The sequence below is a fragment of the Paenibacillus sp. FSL K6-4396 genome (assembly GCF_038002525.1).
Taxonomy (GTDB): Bacteria; Bacillota; Bacilli; order Paenibacillales; family Paenibacillaceae; genus Paenibacillus; species Paenibacillus amylolyticus_B.
Genome location: NZ_JBBOCR010000001.1, coordinates 4,081,685 through 4,100,260, shown reverse-complemented (window position 1 = coordinate 4,100,260; position 18,576 = coordinate 4,081,685). Strand labels below are relative to the sequence as shown.

General features: G+C 45.7%; 18 protein-coding genes and 1 riboswitch. All 18 genes read left to right on the top strand.

Annotation, left to right across the window (positions count from 1 at the left end; translation table 11 throughout):
- Positions 1–2 precede the first annotated feature (2 nt).
- The 18 genes from MHB85_RS17725 to MHB85_RS17640 all read left to right on the top strand — a co-directional run bounded on the left by MHB85_RS17725 (position 3) and on the right by MHB85_RS17640 (position 18,538).
- Positions 3–776, top strand: a complete 774-nt coding sequence (locus MHB85_RS17725; RefSeq protein WP_341074245.1) for an ABC transporter ATP-binding protein — start codon at positions 3–5, stop codon at positions 774–776.
- A gap of 6 nt (positions 777–782) precedes the next feature.
- On the top strand, positions 783–1,832 hold the full coding sequence (locus tag MHB85_RS17720) for an SAM-dependent methyltransferase (protein ID WP_341073337.1): 1,050 nt from the start codon (positions 783–785) through the stop codon (positions 1,830–1,832).
- A gap of 226 nt (positions 1,833–2,058) precedes the next feature.
- Complete coding sequence (locus tag MHB85_RS17715; RefSeq protein WP_341073336.1) at positions 2,059–3,537, top strand: serine/threonine protein kinase; 1,479 nt, start codon at positions 2,059–2,061, stop codon at positions 3,535–3,537.
- Positions 3,538–3,563: 26 nt separating this feature from the next.
- Positions 3,564–4,583 carry an SAF domain-containing protein gene (locus MHB85_RS17710; RefSeq protein WP_341073334.1) on the top strand — a complete coding sequence of 340 codons (1,020 nt, stop codon included), beginning with the start codon at positions 3,564–3,566 and terminating at the stop codon, positions 4,581–4,583.
- A 75-nt stretch (positions 4,584–4,658) separates the two neighbouring features.
- Positions 4,659–5,372, top strand: coding sequence for a hypothetical protein (locus tag MHB85_RS17705; RefSeq protein ID WP_222215636.1), 714 nt, complete (start codon positions 4,659–4,661; stop codon positions 5,370–5,372).
- Entirely contained in the window at positions 5,369–6,199 is an 831-nt protein-coding gene (locus MHB85_RS17700) for a hypothetical protein (protein ID WP_341073333.1), read from the top strand. The genes MHB85_RS17705 and MHB85_RS17700 overlap by 4 nt, the downstream gene beginning before the upstream one ends.
- Before the next feature lie 7 nt (positions 6,200–6,206).
- Positions 6,207–8,033 carry an ATPase, T2SS/T4P/T4SS family gene (locus MHB85_RS17695; RefSeq protein ID WP_341073331.1) on the top strand — a complete coding sequence of 609 codons (1,827 nt, stop codon included), beginning with the start codon at positions 6,207–6,209 and terminating at the stop codon, positions 8,031–8,033.
- A complete protein-coding gene (locus MHB85_RS17690) occupies positions 8,023–10,089 on the top strand; it encodes a hypothetical protein (RefSeq protein ID WP_222215633.1) in 2,067 nt (688 codons plus the stop codon). The genes MHB85_RS17695 and MHB85_RS17690 overlap by 11 nt, the downstream gene beginning before the upstream one ends.
- Positions 10,090–10,151: 62 nt before the next feature.
- Positions 10,152–10,637, top strand: a complete 486-nt coding sequence (locus MHB85_RS17685) for a hypothetical protein (RefSeq protein WP_062834890.1) — start codon at positions 10,152–10,154, stop codon at positions 10,635–10,637.
- 16 nt (positions 10,638–10,653) lie between these two features.
- Entirely contained in the window at positions 10,654–11,052 is a 399-nt protein-coding gene (locus MHB85_RS17680; RefSeq protein ID WP_341073330.1) for a hypothetical protein, read from the top strand.
- Positions 11,049–11,600 carry a hypothetical protein gene (locus tag MHB85_RS17675; protein ID WP_091020726.1) on the top strand — a complete coding sequence of 184 codons (552 nt, stop codon included), beginning with the start codon at positions 11,049–11,051 and terminating at the stop codon, positions 11,598–11,600. The genes MHB85_RS17680 and MHB85_RS17675 overlap by 4 nt, the downstream gene beginning before the upstream one ends.
- Positions 11,587–12,570 (top strand): hypothetical protein, encoded by a 984-nt coding sequence (locus MHB85_RS17670; RefSeq protein ID WP_341073329.1) that lies wholly within the window; start codon positions 11,587–11,589, stop codon positions 12,568–12,570. Before MHB85_RS17675 ends, MHB85_RS17670 begins: the two co-directional genes overlap by 14 nt.
- Before the next feature lie 138 nt (positions 12,571–12,708).
- Positions 12,709–14,259 (top strand): ABC-F family ATP-binding cassette domain-containing protein, encoded by a 1,551-nt coding sequence (locus MHB85_RS17665; protein WP_036613631.1) that lies wholly within the window; start codon positions 12,709–12,711, stop codon positions 14,257–14,259.
- 75 nt (positions 14,260–14,334) lie between these two features.
- Positions 14,335–14,444: riboswitch (TPP riboswitch) on the top strand.
- A gap of 192 nt (positions 14,445–14,636) precedes the next feature.
- The gene (locus MHB85_RS17660) at positions 14,637–15,332 is read left to right on the top strand and encodes a thiamine phosphate synthase (RefSeq protein ID WP_105599113.1); all 696 of its coding nucleotides are present in this window, start codon (positions 14,637–14,639) and stop codon (positions 15,330–15,332) included.
- A gap of 17 nt (positions 15,333–15,349) precedes the next feature.
- On the top strand, positions 15,350–16,522 hold the full coding sequence (thiO, locus tag MHB85_RS17655) for a glycine oxidase ThiO (protein ID WP_341073328.1): 1,173 nt from the start codon (positions 15,350–15,352) through the stop codon (positions 16,520–16,522).
- A complete protein-coding gene (thiS, locus tag MHB85_RS17650; protein ID WP_091020730.1) occupies positions 16,519–16,722 on the top strand; it encodes a sulfur carrier protein ThiS in 204 nt (67 codons plus the stop codon). The genes thiO and thiS overlap by 4 nt, the downstream gene beginning before the upstream one ends.
- 2 nt (positions 16,723–16,724) lie before the next feature.
- On the top strand, positions 16,725–17,492 hold the full coding sequence (locus MHB85_RS17645) for a thiazole synthase (protein ID WP_105599172.1): 768 nt from the start codon (positions 16,725–16,727) through the stop codon (positions 17,490–17,492).
- On the top strand, positions 17,489–18,538 hold the full coding sequence (locus MHB85_RS17640; RefSeq protein ID WP_341073327.1) for a ThiF family adenylyltransferase: 1,050 nt from the start codon (positions 17,489–17,491) through the stop codon (positions 18,536–18,538). Before MHB85_RS17645 ends, MHB85_RS17640 begins: the two co-directional genes overlap by 4 nt.
- Positions 18,539–18,576: the final 38 nt, after the last annotated feature.

Genomic DNA, 18,576 nt, shown 5'->3' with positions numbered 1-18,576 from the left:
GTATAATCTCGATGGAACATGTCTCACTTAGACGAGAAAAGAACCAGATTTTGGATAACGTACATTTGCACATTGAACAAGGCGAACATTGGGTTATTCTGGGTCGGAATGGTTCTGGCAAAACAACGTTGTTGGAAATGATGAACGGATATATGTTTCCAAGCCAGGGACGTATTGAAGTACTCGGTAATCTGTATGGGCAATGTGACGTCAGGGAAGTACGTAAGGAAATCGGTTATATCAGCCAAACGTTAATTGAGAAACTCACACCCAGAGATCCGGTATGGGAAGTCGTCGCTACAGGAGCTTATGCTTTTTTGCGTTTTTATCAGACCATTCCTGATGAAGTAAAAGCAAAGGCAATGAGTTTGTTAGATGACATGGGCTTTGCCAACTTGGCCAACAACCCGCTTGGAACGTTATCCCAAGGGGAGCGCAAAAAAGTCATGCTTGCTCGTTCATTAATGGCTGAGCCCAAATTGCTGATTATGGACGAGCCTTGTGCCGGACTAGACTTATATGAACGTGAGAAAATGCTGGCTGAGATTGATCGTCTGCGCCAGCGTAACACTACAGTTGTGTATGTAACACATCATGTTGAAGAGATCGTACCTTTATTTACGCATGTGGCCTTGATCCGCGATGGACGTATCGCGGCAGCTGGCCCCAAGTATGAAGTTTTGACACAAGATACAATTAAGCATACGTACGATGTTCCGGTCGATATCCAGTGGGATAATGGTCGTCCGTGGATACGCGTACGTTCTGGAGGGTAACACAATTTGAGTACACAATCGTCTTGGGAAGAAGGCAACTTCTCCCGTTTTATCTGCACGGCCAATCATGGCTTTGCCCCTTATGCTCAGGAAGAGTTGCGCCGTACGTTTGGAGCGGTGAAGAGCACGGTACTCGTACCAGGAGAAATACTGCTTGCGGGTCTGCCTGTATCGGAGGAAGAAGTTGCAGATAAGCTGTGGGCAGAGTATCCAACGTTTTTACGTCATATTCAACCTGTTCAGTTTCAGGAGAATACAGAAGATTTGGAGAAGTCTGTTGAGAAATTGATTGCATTTGTGTTGAATCATAAGGAACTGACCGGTACCCCTGTCGTGCTGCAGGTGCGGAAGACAGAAGGGTCCTTTTGGCAAGAAAATGCAGCCTCATTGAAGCAACTGCTAACTGAAAAGCTGGATGAGCTAGGCTGTGAGTGGGTTGTACGTGATGCTGAATATGTCATTTCCGTATTTGCTGCGAATGATATGTTGTATGCTGGCATATCCAGACCTGAACAGAACCTGTCAGACTGGAGCGGGGGAGCCGTCCGTTTTCAAAAAGAAGATGGGCAGATCTCGCGTGCTAAGTTCAAATTGCTTGAAGCCGAGCAAACGTTTGGCATTGACTTTACTTCATTTCATAAGGCACTTGATATCGGTGCAGCACCAGGTGGATGGACCTCCTTCCTGCTTGAACGTGGGCTTGAAGTAACGGCGGTAGATCCGGCGAAGATGGACGCAACGCTGCTGGCATCACCAAAACTAACTTTTTTGAAGAAAAATGCAGGGGATGTGCGCTTCCGCGAAGGAGAGTTCGATCTGCTCGTTTGTGATATGAGTTGGAGTCCGAAGCTGATGAGCCGACTTGTGTCGGATCTTCTATATAGCCTTCAGCCTGGGGGAACAGCGATTGTTACCGTGAAGTTATTGCATAAAAAACCGCTCGCACTTATTAAGGATGTTATCGATACGTTTGAGCGTTCGCGGATGCAGATTCAACGTTCCAAGCAGTTGTTCCATAACCGGGAAGAGATTACACTTTATATGGTCAAATATTAAGAGATCTAGCCTTGATTAAAGCAGTTAGGGTATTATGAAATTGATTCGATAAAGCACATTAAATTTTGTGCTTTACAATCTATTCGTGCCTGTACTATAATGATACCAATATTAACCATAACAAACCTGAGGGAAAGCATCCCGAAGTGAACGAAACCGGATATCCGGTCTGTTCTTCTTCGGTGAAGCTTTCCCTTTTTTGTTGTGTATTGAAGGAGGAATTGGTATGAGACATCCGGCCAGGCTGGAACGCGGAAGCCTGCTGGGAGGTAGATATCGTATCGTATCCATTCTGGGAACAGGCGGAATGAGCCATGTATACGAGGCGGAGGATCTGAAGTTACCGGGCAAGATATGGGCAATTAAAGAAAGCGTAACGATTATGCCATATGAAGGCAGTATGGAGACGGAAGCCGCTCTTCTGACATCACTTCGCCATCCAAGATTGCCGCAAATTGTTGATTTTTTTGTCCCGGATGAAGACGGGTACACATACTTGGTGATGGAATACATCGACGGGTTAACGCTCAGTGAGTATTTCAAGCAGTGTCGTGGGAAGATCCCGATGGAGCAATTGACGGAGCTTGTACTTCAATTGCTGGATGTGTTGAGTTATTTGCATAATCTGAATCCACCTGTGATCTATAGGGATCTGAAACCATCAAATATCATGATCACCCCGGAACATGAAGTAAGATTAATTGATTTTGGCATCGCCAGAAGTTACAAACCGCAAAATGCTGAAGATACCGTTAAGTTGGGAACCGCTGGTTTTGCCGCTCCAGAACAATATGGCTCGGGTCAGACCGATGCGCGTTCAGATCTGTATGGACTCGGAGCATTGCTGCTGTATCTTATTACAAGTGGGGCGTATACGGAATGGATTCAGGGTGTAGAAAGCTCTATCCGGAGTGATGTTCCGAGGACATACATCCCTGTGGCGAGAAGACTGTTAAGGTATAATGCCGAGGAGCGATTCCAATCTGCCGATGAGGTAAGGAAGGAACTGCTCCGAATACCCGGCGGAACAATGCCCGGTGGAGATGCAACGATGACATTGAATGGGGGAACAAGAGTTATTGCCCTGACTGGTGCTTCATCTGGTGTAGGGGTTACCCACACGGCTATAGCTATCAGTCATTATCTCGAAAGGCAAAACTTCAAAGTAGCTGTGATAGAAATGTCACCTCGCTCTCAATCCTTTGCAAGGATTCAACAAATCGCTCAAGCGGGTAAACCGGTGCCAGCAGGCAGACAGTTTGCAGTGGATGGTGTGCATTATTGGAAACAATCCGGGCGAGCGGATATTTTGTCTTTGCTTGGGGGGAGTTATCAATTCATCGTGATGGATCTTGGTAGTGGTCAGGACCAGAACCGGCTGGAAGAATTCCTGCGTGCAGATCTGCCTATTGTTATAGGCTCAGGTGCCGAATGGAGACAGGCGGAGATTGGTGCTTTTGTTCGAACACATCATCGGTATCCACGAGAGAAATGGATATATTGTCTGCCCCTGGCAGCAAATGAAGCTGTCCAGCGCATTCGGAAAGCGCTGAATACAGCGAGTGTATATGGTCTGCCGTTACAGATTGACCCTTTTGACAAGGACACACAGATGGATAAAGTGTTTTCTCATATTTTAACGCATATGATGGCACGGCAGCCCAAGAAACGTTCGTTCTTTTCACGAAGGAAAGTACATGATTAGAAGAGATTACGAAAGGAGAGCCTCTTTTGTCTAAATTAAGAAAACAAAGCCGTCAACTGATCTATGCCGGACTTATCGGAGCAGGAGCTGTAGGGTTGGTGTTCGGAGGATATGTTATCTACAATGTCAAAACGATGAGTGATGTCAAGTCAGCCGTAGAAGCCCGTTATTTATCGGCATATGAGGAAAAGGAAGCTGAATTAAAGCAACAATGGGACTCGGGAGCACAAGGATGGATTACGATTCGGGATATTGAAGCAGGTGAACCGATATTACCGGAGGATCTGAAGCTCATTGCTGTTCCGGATGCACAAGCACCCCGAAATCTCTGGTCCAGTACTAAGCAGATGGAAGGCCAAGTGGCCAAAATAGAGTTGAAAAAAGGAACAGCCATTACCACTGAGATGGTGTATGAGGGTACACCGGCTCCGCCCGATTTAAGAAATCGAGAGCTGCAAGTTGTATTACTGCCGTCCTCACTTGTTAAGGGAGATATTATTGATGTTCGTATCCAATTCCCTACCGGACAGGACTATGTTCTCTTATCGAAGAAAAAAGTGGAACGACTTAATGCAGCTACCTTATGGATTACGATGACGGAGGAAGAGATTCTGTCACTCTCAAGTGCAATTGTAGATGCCTATTTACATAAAGCTTCAATCTATGCCTTAACCTATGTAGAACCACAGTTTCAGACACCTGCAATCGCGACGTATCCTGCCAATTCAGAAGTGTTAAAACTGCTGGAGAGTGATCCGAATATTGTTCGACGAGCCGAGCAGGAGTTATCCAGACAGGTGCGAAGTTCGCTTGAAAGTTCACTGGCCGCTTCCATGACAGCACCATCAAAAGGGGTTGAACAGGATGTGGCACAATCCTCAGTTACATATAACAGTCGTCCATCATCAAATAATCCGGCAACGTCGGATGGAGTGATGTGGAATGATGGTTCAGGAAACGGAGCAGGAGCTAATTCTGGAAGCGTAAATGATCCTGCTGAAGCTTTACAAACAGAACAGCAGCGCTTGCTAACGGGTGGAGAATAGAGCGAAATCCGAGGTTTACTTTAGAATAATTCAGATAACAAAGAGTTTTGGAATAAGAAAGGAGTTGTAACATCTATGCATACATGGATCTTTGCGGGTTTATGTGAGAAAAATGATCTGATGTTATATCTATGCAAGATATTGGCTTCGACAGGCAACAAGGTCTTGCTCGTAGATGGAACCTTACAACAGAAGTATGGGTACGGTGTAGGTGACAGTAAGCAGTCTTTGCGAATTACGGAATTTGAAGGATTTGATATCGCTTGTCATTTTGTCACTTCAGCAGCTGTAGAGAATCATCTTGAAGTAAATGGAGAGCGATTGGACAGTTATGACTATGTGTTATATGACATGGAGACCTCACACTTTGCTTCCCGTAATCTCTGGCTGAATGCTGATGTAAGAGTCTGGGTGAGTGATTATGAGCGTTACAATCTGGAACGTGGCAAGGGCTGGTTGAAGCGGTTGCTTGAAGAACAATCATTACCTGGTGAGCTGTCATTTCAGCGGATCTTAATTAACGGGGTTGACTGCAAGCTTGAAGCTCGTTATCTGTGGGCGTATCTGGAGGGCAGTCCGTTTGTATGGACAGGAGAATCCTTAGTGCTTCCGTGGGATGAGTTAACAGCTGCGGTTAAGCTTGAGAATGAGCATCATCGCCGAGTTCATCTTGGACCTTTGTCACGAAATTACAAAAAATCGTTGTGTCGCGTGGTCGAGCAGTTAACAGGTTGGGAAAGTGTTCGCAGTCGCCGTGCGATGAAAGAAGCAGAGAGGATGAGAGCATGAGCACCATTACCTTTTGGAGCCCTTTTGCAGGAACAGGTTGCACTTCGAGCACATTAATTAGTGCTTATGCGATGGCGCTTCACTACAGGACAAGAGTGTTACTTGTTAATGCAGGCCTCGCCGGAACTGGCACAGAAGCTGCTCTACCGTCCAAAGATACGGATTCAGCGGATTTTATGTTCTCCTTCGAAGAGGGTGGCTGGGATGCGATTGAACGGCTGCATTCGAGCGGAAGTCTGAATAAGCACAATCTCAGGGATTATACCAAGCCACTTCTGAAGGAAAGACTTGATTTCCTAACCGGAAGAACTGATGAGATGGAACGTTCCCGGCAGGAACATGGTGAGACTGTGAAAAAGCTGCTAAATGTAGCTAACGAGTATTATGATCTGGTTCTTCTGGATGCGGATCATGCTGGTGTTGACTCACAGCTCAAGCTGCAACAGGCGGACTATGTTGTCATTAATCTCGATCAAAATATGCGAAATCTGGAGTTGTTCTTTGAAGAGATCCTGCCAGAACGAATGAACAATAAGAATATACATGTTGTAATTAACAAATACGATTTGCATTCCCGTGCAACGCTTTCCAATATTCGGCGCCAGTTCAGATACAAAGGCACGATATCTGCGATACCGTACACAACCGGATACCTGGATGCAATGAATCGGCGAGATGTTGCTAGATATTTGCAGTTGGAAAGTTTGACTGAGGATAAGGATATTCGTAAAGGGAGTTTTGCTGCAAGCATGAGCGAACTCGCTCGCCTGATTATGGACGGTGCAGGTATGCGCACAGTTCTGAAGAGGCTGGAAAGGGGAGCCTGAACCTCCGATGCTCTGGAATACCATATGGATAAGTTTGATTTTGATTCTGTGCCTGACTTATATCTGGTTCAAGTATAGAACGTTTCTTCGTGAAAAGAATGCTCGTGTTCCTGAACAGGAATCTTTCACGATTGACATGTTGATTGAGAAGGTGAAGAACTCACTTCATGAGCTTAGTCATAGTCAGCTCGCGGATGCGGGTCTGCATGAAGAAGAATATCGTCGAAGAATTAATCAACGTGCCGAGATGAGAAAAGCACTGAAGGGCTGTGTCTCAGGCAGTATCAGCGACAAAACGTATGTCAAAAATCTGATAGGGGATCTCCTGACCCGAAGCATAGGGTTGAACAAATCCAATGTAGATGAAGTTATTTTGTTTGCAGAACCAGATTTGTTGACGATTCAGGACCGATTCGAAATTGTGTTTTATCTGTACCGACAGCAATTCGGTGTGGATGCACTCTCCCGAATGATTGATACCTACGATCTTGGCAGACTGAGAATGGAGGAAGGTACAGACGATGGAGGAAGTTATTATATCTCTGAGGAGGATATTCAGTATGTGTTCGAGTGCGAATATCGAGAGCTTGGATTCAGAGAAAAGACGGATATCATCGTGCAACGTATCTACCAACATTACAAAGGATTTTCGGTTGTTGATGAGATAAGAGACCAACGTATTGACGGCGTTAGTGGTGGTGTCAGCGGTATGCTGGACGCTGTTCATAATATGGGACTTCGAAAACCGGCATCATGGAATGATTTGCTGGATCAGGGACTGGAGGATGCTACACATGTAGAACCGCTTAGCGGCATGGAAAGTGTCTGGATTTTCTATAAAGGTAAGTCCATTCATCTATCCTTTCTGTCCTTCGGCAGTATTCGTGAACTGAAAAGGGTATGCCAGAATATATACAAATACAATTATCCCGGACAGTTGTCGGAAGCAAGTGGCTACAAGGTGAACGAGATGAAAGACGGCTCCCGTGTCGTAGTTGTTAGACCTCCTTTCGCAGAATCGTGGGCGTTCTTCGTTAGGAAGTTCGATATCCCGAATGCTTCACTTGAACAGTTGATTACGGGTAACAACGCAGATCTGCCAATTATATTGCTTCAATATTTGATGAAAGGAAGTCGGATCACAGCTGTAACCGGAGCACAGGGTTCTGGCAAAACGACGCTGCTTATGGCTATGGTCAAACACATCTATGCATCGTACACCCTTCGGGTGCAGGAGATGGCGTTTGAACTTCAATTAAGACGGATCTATAGCCGACGTAATATTTTGAGTTTCCGAGAGACTGAACACATTTCAGGTCAACAAGGGCTTGATTTGCAGAAAAAAACGGATGGTACCGTCAATATTCTCGGTGAAGTTGCGAGTGATGAGGTGGCCGCATGGATGATTCAAATGTCTCAGGTTGCCAGTCTGTTCACCCTGTTTACCCACCATGCCAAAACGTTTCGTGATCTGGTCTTCTCCCTCCGTAATTCCTTGCTCAAGACAGGTATGTTCCAGCATGAGCATATTGCTGAGGAGCAGGTTGTGAGTGTAATTAACTTTGATGTTCATATGAAGAAAGATGCTGAGGGACGAAGATATATCGAACGAATTACGGAGTGTCTTCCTCGTGCGAATCAAGGTGATAGCGTGGAAGAGAGGGCAGGTTTTACATTTCATAATGTTGTGGAGTACAGAGATGGAGAGTATGTTGCAACAGCTCCAATCTCCTCTGGAAGCATGGTGGATATGCGAGAACAGATGACATTACAGGATGCCGAGAAGTTTGAACAGTTTATGAAGCAACACTGGGGTGATCAGCATGACAATTAAATGGATTTTGCTCCTCGTATTAAGTATTTGTGCAGGAGGTTTGCTGATCACACTTCTGGTTTTAAGTATGTTACGTCATAGAGGAGGTGGTTCAACAAGTCAATCCGGCGTGATTTTTGCTCCTAGCGGGAAGGGATTTAAGGGACTGGGATCAATCTTGTTGCAGTCCTACCGTCTTGGAATGAAAGTGCCACTGCTATCAGCTTATATTCTACAGGTGCAGAAACGTATTTCATTCCGCCATGTTGGGGATGAGCCTTCACTTCGCAGGCTGACGATGACAGTGGTTCTGATTATTCTTGGAGGTTATGGAGGCATAAGTGTCATTCTGTTTCTTCTGCAGCCGGGTATCGCTTTTGTAATACTTTCCGTACTCTGTGCTGTGGTACTAAACAGCCTGGTATTGGATATGTGCCTCAGTCGTATGGAAAAAAGGTTGCTGGTGCAGATGTTGGATCTCTTTGCAGATGTAAGGCATCGGTATCACCAGCATGGCATGGTTGAGGAAGCGCTCTATGAAGCCGCTGAAGCAGGTACGGGAGAAGCAGCAGAACAAGTAAGACTGATCTACGAAGCTCTAACTTCTCCAGATCCGAATGAAGCACTTGAGCGTTATTATGAAGTGGCTCCCAACCGTTTTCTCAAAGGATTCGCCGGCGTTTCCTATATGGTCATGGAGTTTGGGGATAAGGACAGAGCACAAGGCTCTATTTATCTTAAAGGACTGGGTAACCTGACTCAGGAGATTCATCTGGAGATTTTGCGGCGTGATAAATTGGATTACCTGCTCAAAGGACTTAATATCATCGCGCTCGCTCCGGTATTATTCACCGCTCCGATCGAACGCTGGGCCAGAGTCAGTTTTCCAACGATGGATGAATTTTATCGCAGCAAAATTGGTTTTATTACCAAAATATCAATCTATGTCATCATCATCCTTGCTTATTTGCTTCTGCAAAGGCTCCAGCAATACGATGAGACACCTTACCGGTCAGGGCATAAGCATTCATGGTTGGATCAGTTTCTGTACAGGCAGACCTTCATACGGAAATTGGCGATGTTGTTTGCAGCGAAACCTGGCAGTGCACAGTACAGTCAAACGATACGGCTCATGAGGGAGAGCAGCTCAGAGTTGAAATACGAATGGCTTGCCATTCGACGAGTGATGTTATTCGCAGGTTGTTTGGTCCTTACAATGGGTGGCATCTTGCTGTTACACCAGGTTGAACGTAACCACATCTTGTATGATCCAATCCGCGATGATCGAATGTTTGGTGCAATGGCTGAAGCAGATCTCAGGAAAGCTGAGGAAAAAACAGCGTTGGATCAATCCGTGTTGGCAAGTGTAGAAATGAACCGAGGAGCTACATACGAAGAAGTCTCCAACGCGTTACAGCAGTTATCTCCCATTCAGTTGGATCATGACACCCAGGCTGAGACGATCGCGCGCATTATGCAGAAACTTGAGGTGTATAACAAACAATATGTACGCTGGTGGGAAATGGTTATAGCCATTCTTATGGGTGTAGCAGGGTACTACATGCCTGTATGGCTCATGTTATTTCAGCGGAAAATGCGAAGGTTGGATATGCGACATGAAATCTATCAATTCCAGACAGTGATATCCATTTTGCGTGAGATGGACCGAATGTCAGTCGAGGAGATATTGGAATGGCTTAATCGATTTTCCGTCATTTTCAAGCGTCCGCTGCAAAAATGTTTGTTGCATTTTGAACATGGTCCAGAGGTTGCACTTGAACAATTAAAGGAAGAGGCGGGCTTGCCCGAGTTCCAGCGACTGGTTGATAAATTGCAGCTTGCCCTTGGCAAAATCTCAATACGTGAAGCCTTCGATGATCTTGAGAGCATGATGGCATTCTATTTTGAACAACGAAAGCAAGAGTACAGCAAGATGATTGATGTCAAAGCATCATGGGGGAGAACCATCGGATTTACTCCTATGTATGCCCTAATCTTTTTGTATCTGGTCATTCCATTGGTCGGTATGAGCTTCTTGCAAATGAACATTTATTATGAACAAATTCAGAAACTGTAGCACAATTCATCTGTGTGACAGTCTGAAATAATTTAATAACTTATAACTTGGGAGGATTTATCATGAACAATGCATCAAGCGCTTTAAAGGTGGCGGCAGGAATATTCTTGACGATCGCTCTGATCACAATTGTAGTTCTGTTGTTTATTTCGGCTCAGGAAGCAACCAAGACGGCCCAAAACAATTTTGCTGATATCCAAACCGAGTTGTCTCAGGCTGCATTTACCGTGTATGACGGAACAACCATCAGTGGATCACAGGTAACGAATGCGCTGCGTAAATATGCGGACAAGGATCAGTTCGGTATTCAAGTCATTACAGGTAAAAATAAAGCGGGTCAATGGTACGGTAATCAATTAAACATTTCACAGGATCTCAATAATGCGGACTACGGCTCGGTTATTGCACCTGACGATAAAGTGGGGATTATTAACCAGACCATGAGTGAAAAAGACAATCAATACGTCAATCCAAGTGGTAAATTCAAAGCCATTATCGTAAAAGACCGATCCAATGTGGTAAGAGGGCTGATCTTCCAGCAATCCTGACAGGAGTTGGTTTAACATGTCCCGGAATACACAGCATCTCATGTTGTTTTGTACGGCGGTTGTCCTATTTGTGACAGCCTGCCTGTACGGGCAACAGAATGTTAAGATTTTATCAGCGGCCTTGAACGACAGAGTACAGACAACCGCAGGCATGGAAGGTCGGCTGGCAACAACACTGCATACCACCAATCCGTATCAGTATAGTGGTGTGGAAGTGTTGCATACTGTGAGACAGATGACAGGCACTAGCATTCCTGTGGAGGTAGATGGGACATCGTATGTGATCGATCCACTTGTCAGCAAAACAGCGACTATTCCTGTCCAACTCGATCCTACCTACAGACCAGAGTTTATACGAAATGAAACTGGAGAACTGCTCAAGATTGTTTTTTTGAAGGAGGCCAGTATGAATTGATTAATGCCGCATCCAAGCTGCTTGCCGTATTGCTCGCAGTCCTTCTGCTCTATGTGTATCCAGCTGCTGAAACAGCTGATCGGCAGGATGATATAACACGTATGACGGCTGTTCAGAATGTAACACGTTTTGTTGATGCTGTCCGAACGAAAGGATATATTTCACCTCGAATGTTGGCTGAGTTTGAGGAGCAACTGGCACAGACGGGCAATCTGTATGAGGTGTCGATGGAACATTTACATAAAAAATATGTACCTCATTATACGGACCCGATGGACAATAACAGTTTTAACGGGACCTATGAGGTAGTGCAGGATGGATATTATGCAGCTCAGATTCGAGAAAGACTATTCCCATCCTCAGGGGTGATACCGGTTGATGATCCTGGCCGAAGATATACGATGACGACAGGGGATTTTTTCACCGTGACGCTCCAGAATACAAATCGTACACCTTCCATGCTCATTCGTGAATGGTTGAGTGGCACGGCTCAGGCTTCAGCAGTATTTGTAACATACGGAGGTATGGTCCTCAATGAAGATTACTGAGCTATCCATTGTATTTGTGCTGATCTTCTTCCCGCTCTTCTGGATCATCTCACTCCATACCCAAGATGCCGAAGAGGCTCAATATCTTGGCCAACGATACAGATCTGCACTTCAAACTGCAGTCATGGATGCAGGTGCAGTCATGCATCAGAATGAGAAACAAAATGATGAAGCAGGTTATGATTCAACCAAGTTTGTTAAAGCGGACAAGGAGCTTGCCTTGTTGACATTTACGCAGACGATGGCTTTGAATATGGGGATTCGGGATGATCCCGCAGCTATTCGAAACATGTTTAATTACATTCCTGCCGTGGTTATTCTGGATTATGATGGATATTATATGTTGTCCACAGAAACAGAGATGACGGGTCACCGTGAAGATTCTTTCAGGCAAGTGTGGAGTCCCAAGAAACCTTATACATATTCAGATTCTGATGGTAACAGTATTAACTTTACACTGGACGACTACGTATATGCCTATGACGCAAGCGCAGGGAAATGGATTGAGGGATTCCAAAAAGAACTGGCTTCAACCACACAGATTCCTTTACTTCAGAATACCAGCGTATTTGAGCAAGTTAGACAAAGCCGGATTGTGACTACTGTTCAGGATGATCTGGCTGATGTGATTAACCGCCATAATGAGTTTGCCAGAAAGAACGGTATTTCCTATACGTTTACGATGCCCCTGATTGCGCAGGAGGATTGGTACAACTCCATTAACGATACAGGCATTATGGCCTTTGTCCAAGGTATAGGTGTGGGTGACCAGAAGATCAACAATTACGCAATTGGTGGAGGCAGACTTGTGAAGAAAACGGCCATCGTAGGTGGGGTAGATCCTTTAACAGGTATCAAGTACTACTATCCCTCCACATGTGGTAATGGTTACCGTGCTGAAGAAGTGTTTACAGACGCAAGACAAGCAGCTGCACAAGGCTATTTCGAATATAAATGCTCTAATCGTTAGGGTAGCCTGCATGACAAAATCATGTAAGAGGTTCCTGAACTGTTTACATTACTTTCAGAAAAGACGGGACCTGTGCTAGAATAGGGTTTCGGAACAATAACAAAAGTAATGTCTAATAGATAGGAGCAACCTCATCTTATGAGTTTATTGTCAGTAGAGAACGTAAGTCACAATTTTGGAGATCGCACGTTATTTAAAAATGTATCGTTTCGTTTACTTGCCGGAGAGCGCGTAGGACTTGTTGGTGCCAATGGTGTGGGTAAATCAACATTAATGAACATCCTTACCGGTAAATTGCTTAAAGATAGTGGAAAAGTGGAATGGACACCTAAGGTCCGTTATGGATATCTGGATCAGCACACGAAGCTTACGCCAGGCAAAACCATTCGTGACGTCCTTAAGGATGCATTCCTTCCGTTGCTTGAATTGGAAAAAGAAATGATGAATATTACGGACCAGATGGCAGATGCAGATCCAGATAAGCTGGAGCAGTTGCTGGAAGAGATGGGCGATATTCAGGAACAACTGGAACAGGGCGACTTTTATCTGATTGACGTAAAAGTGGAAGAGATGGCCAATGGTCTTGGTTTGTCCGCAATTGGTCTTGATCGAGATGTCGCAGCTCTAAGTGGTGGACAACGTACCAAGGTGCTTCTTGCCAAGCTTTTGCTCGAGAAACCTACAGCGCTTTTGCTGGATGAGCCGACCAACTATCTGGATGTAGAACACATTGAATGGTTGTCACGTTACCTGAAGGACTACCCGCACGCGTTCCTCTTAATCTCCCATGACACGGAATTCATGAATGAAGTCGTAAATGTCATTTATCATTTGGAATTTGCCAAATTAACGAGATATGCAGCGAACTATAACAAGTTCCTCGAGATGGCTGATATGAATAAAGCCCAGCATATTGATGCATACGAGAAGCAGCAAGAGTACATCAAGAAACAGGAAGATTTCATTCAGCGGAACAAGGCACGTGCTTCAACTTCAGGTCGAGCGAAGAGCCGGGAGAAACAGCTGGACAGAATTGAACGTATTGATCGTCCGGATGAAGCAGCTAAACCAACGTTCAAATTCAAGGATGCCCGCGCGAGCAGCAAAACGGTCTTTGAGGGCATTGATTTTGAAATTGGATATACGTATCCTTTGCTGCCCAAAATGACGATGACAATTGAACGTGGTGAGAAAATTGCCATCGTAGGTTGTAATGGTGTGGGTAAATCGACACTGCTGAAAACAATTCTGGGTAAAATATCTCCACTCAGTGGAAAGACCTTTTTGGGAGATTATCTCGAAACGGCCTATTTTGAGCAGGAAGTTCGTGCTGGAAATATCACGCCTATCGAGGACGTCTGGAATGAGTTTTCACATTTGACCCAGAATGAGGTCCGGGGTCATCTCGCTCGCTGTGGGTTGAAAAATGAGCACATTACCCGTCCGCTTAACATGCTGAGTGGTGGAGAACAAGCCAAGGTTCGTTTATGCAAACTTTTGATGCGTGAAAGCAACTGGATTTTATTCGATGAGCCGACAAACCATCTCGATGTCACAGCCAAAGCGGAGTTGCAGCGTGCTTTGCAAGAATTCAAGGGAACGGTGTTACTTGTATCTCATGAACCTGATTTCTACGAGGGTTGGGTTACCAAAACATGGAATGTCGAAGAATGGTCTGAGAAAAACTAGAAGATTCAAGACCATGTTTAACAGAAATGACGGTGACAAAAAAATCCGTCTATGGTAACATAGGCTACAACTTCATATGAACACTAGGGGGGCCGCACGATGCGGCTGAGATGGAAGAATGCGATTCCGGACCCTTTGCACCTGATCTGGATCATACCAGCGTAGGGAAGTGGCGAGCGCGTTTCAGTGAATGACGTGAGCAACGGCAATTCGAAAGGATTTCAACCGTCTGCTTAACGAATTGAAACATGCAGTTGCGTGTATAACGTTAAGGCTATAAGGTCTATAGCTTTATTACACGAAATGAACTGTATGCTTCAGTCAGTCATCTGGTCCTATAATTAACACGCAGCCACTCCCCTACGGGAGTGGCTTTTTTGTGTTTTCATAGCATTCACGCCTGGAAGGAGATGAACAGTACGGTAATTTCTCATGAACGTGTACACGGATCATTTGAACTGCATGTTGTATCTACGGGTGTAGGGAATCAAGCATCTTTTGTAAAAGCTGCAAAGGACGTTTGGCCATGGGTGGACTACATCCATATACGAGAGAAACAACTCTCATGGCAACAAAAGATCGGTTGGGCTGAAAGTCTGCGTGGTGTTGGCGTTCCATCTTGTCGCATCGTTATCAATGGTTCAGAACTGCCACCACAGAATGACATCTATGGCGGTGTACATTGGGGGCAAGAGGCTATACGTAACTACAACCCTGCTGTTATAAGCAATGTCCAGCGAATTCGTCTGGGTGTATCTGTTCATTCAATCGATGAGGCAAAAATCGCTGAAGAACGGGGAGCCGATTACCTTTTCTTCGGGCATGTCTACTCAACCAACAGTAAGCCTGATCTTGAACCAAGAGGATTATATGCTCTGGCTGAAGTGTGCTCTGGTGTCTCCATTCCTGTCATGGGGATTGGGGGCATCAAACCGGGAAACATTCACGCTATTCGCTCTGCAGGCGCACAGGGAGTTGCTGTGATCTCGAATGTATGGGCGAGCGTTTCCCCGGATCGGGCGGCTGCATTATTAAGGCAGGGTATCGTTGCTACAGAAGGTCTGAGCCGCTGAATCAAGGAGATGAGAGGATGAAAAAGATCATTACTGATAGACCGGATAAGATTCATGCAGAAACGATTATTGTAGGCGGAGGCGTTGTTGGATGTGCCATCGCATATGAGCTTGCTTCCCGTGGACAGGATGTGCTGTTGCTGGAGCGTTCGGCGATTGCAGGAGGCACTTCTTGCGCGGCGGCTGGAATGCTGGCGGCAGATAGTGAGGATTTTGCTCATCCTTTGATGGCTAAGCTCGCCAGGCAGAGTAGACAGTTACTTATCGAACAACAGGTGCTAATGGCTACACTCAGTGAGGTAGAGACTGGCCTGCAACGCCAGGGATTCCTAACTCCTTTTCGTTCATACAGTGAATTAAGTAGGTATAAGGACAATCGGAAGTCTGCGTTGTCTGCTTCTACTGATGAGGTATGGTGGGATCGTTCCGTTGTGCAACAGGAGGCATCATGGCTCAACAGAGATACGTATGGAGCCTATTACAGACCTTACGAGAGTGAAATTCTCCCAATCCATCTAACGAAGGCATACGCCGAATCCGCTCAAGCATTGGGAGCACGGGTTATGGAGGACATACAGGATATACGTGTGCAAGCAAACGAACACGGCGTGCAGGGGATCACCACATCGATCGGTGAGATGAAATGCAAACATGTCATTATAGCGGCTGGATTACAGAGTGAAGAGTTGATGAGACATGTAAATCTGAGCTTGCCTGTGTGGTCGGTGAAAGGTGAAATAGCCGCCGTTCAGTTCTCAGATGAACATGCAGGGTACAGACCTGACAGAACGGTGTATGCAGAGGATATCTATATTGTTCCCAAAGCCAATGGCGAAGTTTGGCTTGGGGCAACCAGTCTGCCAGGCAGAACGGATTTGAACGTTTCTGTACAGGGTGTTCAAAAGCTGCTAACAGCGGCTACCCACTGGGTGCCTGGGATGAAGGAAGCACAATTTATACGAGCGTGGGCAGGCGTAAGACCGGCAACTCCAGATGGATTGCCTTATATAGGTTCTTGCAAGAGTATACCCGGGCTGTTCGCCGCCTTTGGGCATTACCGCAACGGTATCTTGCTTAGTGCGATAACAGGCAGGCTTATCGCTGAGTTGCTCGCTGGCAAAAGCTCAGAAGAACTCGGAATTGAGGCGCTGAGTCCGGAGCGTTTGAACAGAAAGGGAGTGGTGCAGTGAATATCATCGTTAATGGTCAACGGATGGAGATTGAAGACAGATTGAATCGTGTGGATAAACTGCTTAAATCTTTTGATCTGCAAGTCAAGACTGTAGTTGTAGAGCTGAACAAGCATATTTTAACCCGTGAGTATCATGAAACGACGGCATTAAGAGAAGGCGATCGAATTGAGATTGTACATTTTGTAGGAGGCGGTTGATGATGTTGAACATTGGTAAATATACGTTTGAGTCCAGATTGTTGCTCGGAACAGGCAAGTTTTCGGATCTGGAAGTGCAAAGTCAGGCTGTGGAAGCATCTGAAACGGAAGTTTTGACTTTTGCTGTTCGTCGTCTGAATTTGGAGGAACGTAATCAGAAGCATTTCCTGGATACGTTGGATCTGGACAAATACACACTTCTTCCGAATACGGCAGGGGCTTCCACTGCGGAAGAGGCGGTGCGGATTGCCGAGCTTGCGCGGGCTTCAGGACTTTGTGATATGATAAAAGTTGAAGTCATCGGAGATGGAATGACGTTACTCCCAGATCCAATTGAAACGTACAAGGCTTGCGAAATTTTGCTTGAAAATGGCTTCACGGTATTGCCTTATATTTCAGATGATGTCATTCTGGCCAAAAGGCTACAATTGCTTGGCGTACATGCTGTAATGCCTGGCGCTTCTCCCATCGGAGCGGGCAGAGGCATTATCAATCCCTATAACCTTGAGATCATCATTGAGCAAGCCGTTGTACCTGTAATTGTGGATGCAGGATTGCGCTCCCCAAAAGATGCTGCTTATGCGATGGAACTTGGTGCCGATGGCGTATTGTTAAATACAGCCGTATCCGGATCAGGGGATCCAGTGAGCATGGCTAAAGCGATGCGATTGGGGGTAGAAGCGGGTAGATTGGCATATGAGGCAGGCATGATTCCCGTAAAGCGTTATGCAGCAGCCAGTAGTCCGGTGGAAGGAATGGTTCATACATGACAGATCAAATAACATCTTCCGAGCAGGCCGATCGTTATTCCAGACAGGAACGGTACGCGCCACTTGGCAAGGAAGGCCAGGCCAGATTAAAGGGCAGCAGAGTTTTAATTGTAGGTGCTGGCGCACTCGGAACAGGAATTGCAGAAACGTTAGTTCGTTCAGGAGTCGGACACTTAACGATTGTGGATCGTGATTATGTGGAGTGGAGTAACCTGCAGCGGCAGCAATTATATGTAGAACAGGACGCGCTTGAGCGGATACCGAAGGCAATGGCGGCGGAAAAACGTTTATCTGCCATTAATTCCACGGTTCATGTGGAAGGGAAAGTTTTGGACGTCAGAGTAGATGAATTGGAAGAACTCGTTCAGCATACCGACTTGATCATGGATGCAACGGATAACTTTGATACCCGACTACTCATTAACGACATGGCACAGAAGCACCGTATTCCCTGGATTTATGGTGGATGCGTAGGTAGTTACGGTATTACCTATACATTTATGCCTGGAGATACGCCATGTTTAAATTGTTTGCTGGGTGAAGTCCCTCTGGGTGGAGATACCTGTGATACGTCTGGCATCATACCTCAAGCCGTACAGATGGTAACGGCGAATCAGACCGCAGAGGCGATGAAGTTACTTAGCGGCAATGCAAATGCATTGAGACGTAAGTTATTGTCATTTGACGTGTGGAGGAACGAATACATATCCATTAATGTGGATGGTGCGAAAAAGCAAGACTGTCCTTCCTGCGGCACTTCAGCAACGTATCCATATCTTTCTGCGTCCAATCTGGAGAAAACCGATGTGTTGTGTGGCAGGGACACCGTTCAGATCCGACCTGCACGGCGTATGAATCTGGATCTTCAACATACAGCGGATCGTCTGAACAGGCTTCAAGAAGGAAAAGTGGAATCCAATCCGTTTCTGGTTTCTTTTACAACAGGAGTCCATAGAATGGTCATTTTCCAAGATGGACGTGTCCTCGTACACGGAACAAAAGACACAGCTGAAGCACGTACGCTCGTCCATCGTTACTTTGGTTAAAGCAAGAAAGAAGCAAAGTCTGTTCCCTTGAGGGAATG

Excerpts from the sequence above, each read along its gene's own strand:
- MHB85_RS17715 (WP_341073336.1), top strand. The coding sequence starts at position 2,059 with ATGAGACATCCGGCCAGGCTGGAACGCGGAAGCCTGCTGGGAGGTAGA.
- MHB85_RS17705 (WP_222215636.1), top strand. The coding sequence starts at position 4,659 with ATGCATACATGGATCTTTGCGGGTTTATGTGAGAAAAATGATCTGATG.
- MHB85_RS17700 (WP_341073333.1), top strand. The coding sequence starts at position 5,369 with ATGAGCACCATTACCTTTTGGAGCCCTTTTGCAGGAACAGGTTGCACT.
- MHB85_RS17695 (WP_341073331.1), top strand. The coding sequence starts at position 6,207 with ATGCTCTGGAATACCATATGGATAAGTTTGATTTTGATTCTGTGCCTG.
- MHB85_RS17690 (WP_222215633.1), top strand. The coding sequence starts at position 8,023 with ATGACAATTAAATGGATTTTGCTCCTCGTATTAAGTATTTGTGCAGGA.
- MHB85_RS17685 (WP_062834890.1), top strand. The coding sequence starts at position 10,152 with ATGAACAATGCATCAAGCGCTTTAAAGGTGGCGGCAGGAATATTCTTG.
- MHB85_RS17680 (WP_341073330.1), top strand. The coding sequence starts at position 10,654 with ATGTCCCGGAATACACAGCATCTCATGTTGTTTTGTACGGCGGTTGTC.
- MHB85_RS17670 (WP_341073329.1), top strand. The coding sequence starts at position 11,587 with ATGAAGATTACTGAGCTATCCATTGTATTTGTGCTGATCTTCTTCCCG.
- MHB85_RS17665 (WP_036613631.1), top strand. The coding sequence starts at position 12,709 with ATGAGTTTATTGTCAGTAGAGAACGTAAGTCACAATTTTGGAGATCGC.
- thiO (WP_341073328.1), top strand. The coding sequence starts at position 15,350 with ATGAAAAAGATCATTACTGATAGACCGGATAAGATTCATGCAGAAACG.
- MHB85_RS17645 (WP_105599172.1), top strand. The coding sequence starts at position 16,725 with ATGTTGAACATTGGTAAATATACGTTTGAGTCCAGATTGTTGCTCGGA.
- MHB85_RS17640 (WP_341073327.1), top strand. The coding sequence starts at position 17,489 with ATGACAGATCAAATAACATCTTCCGAGCAGGCCGATCGTTATTCCAGA.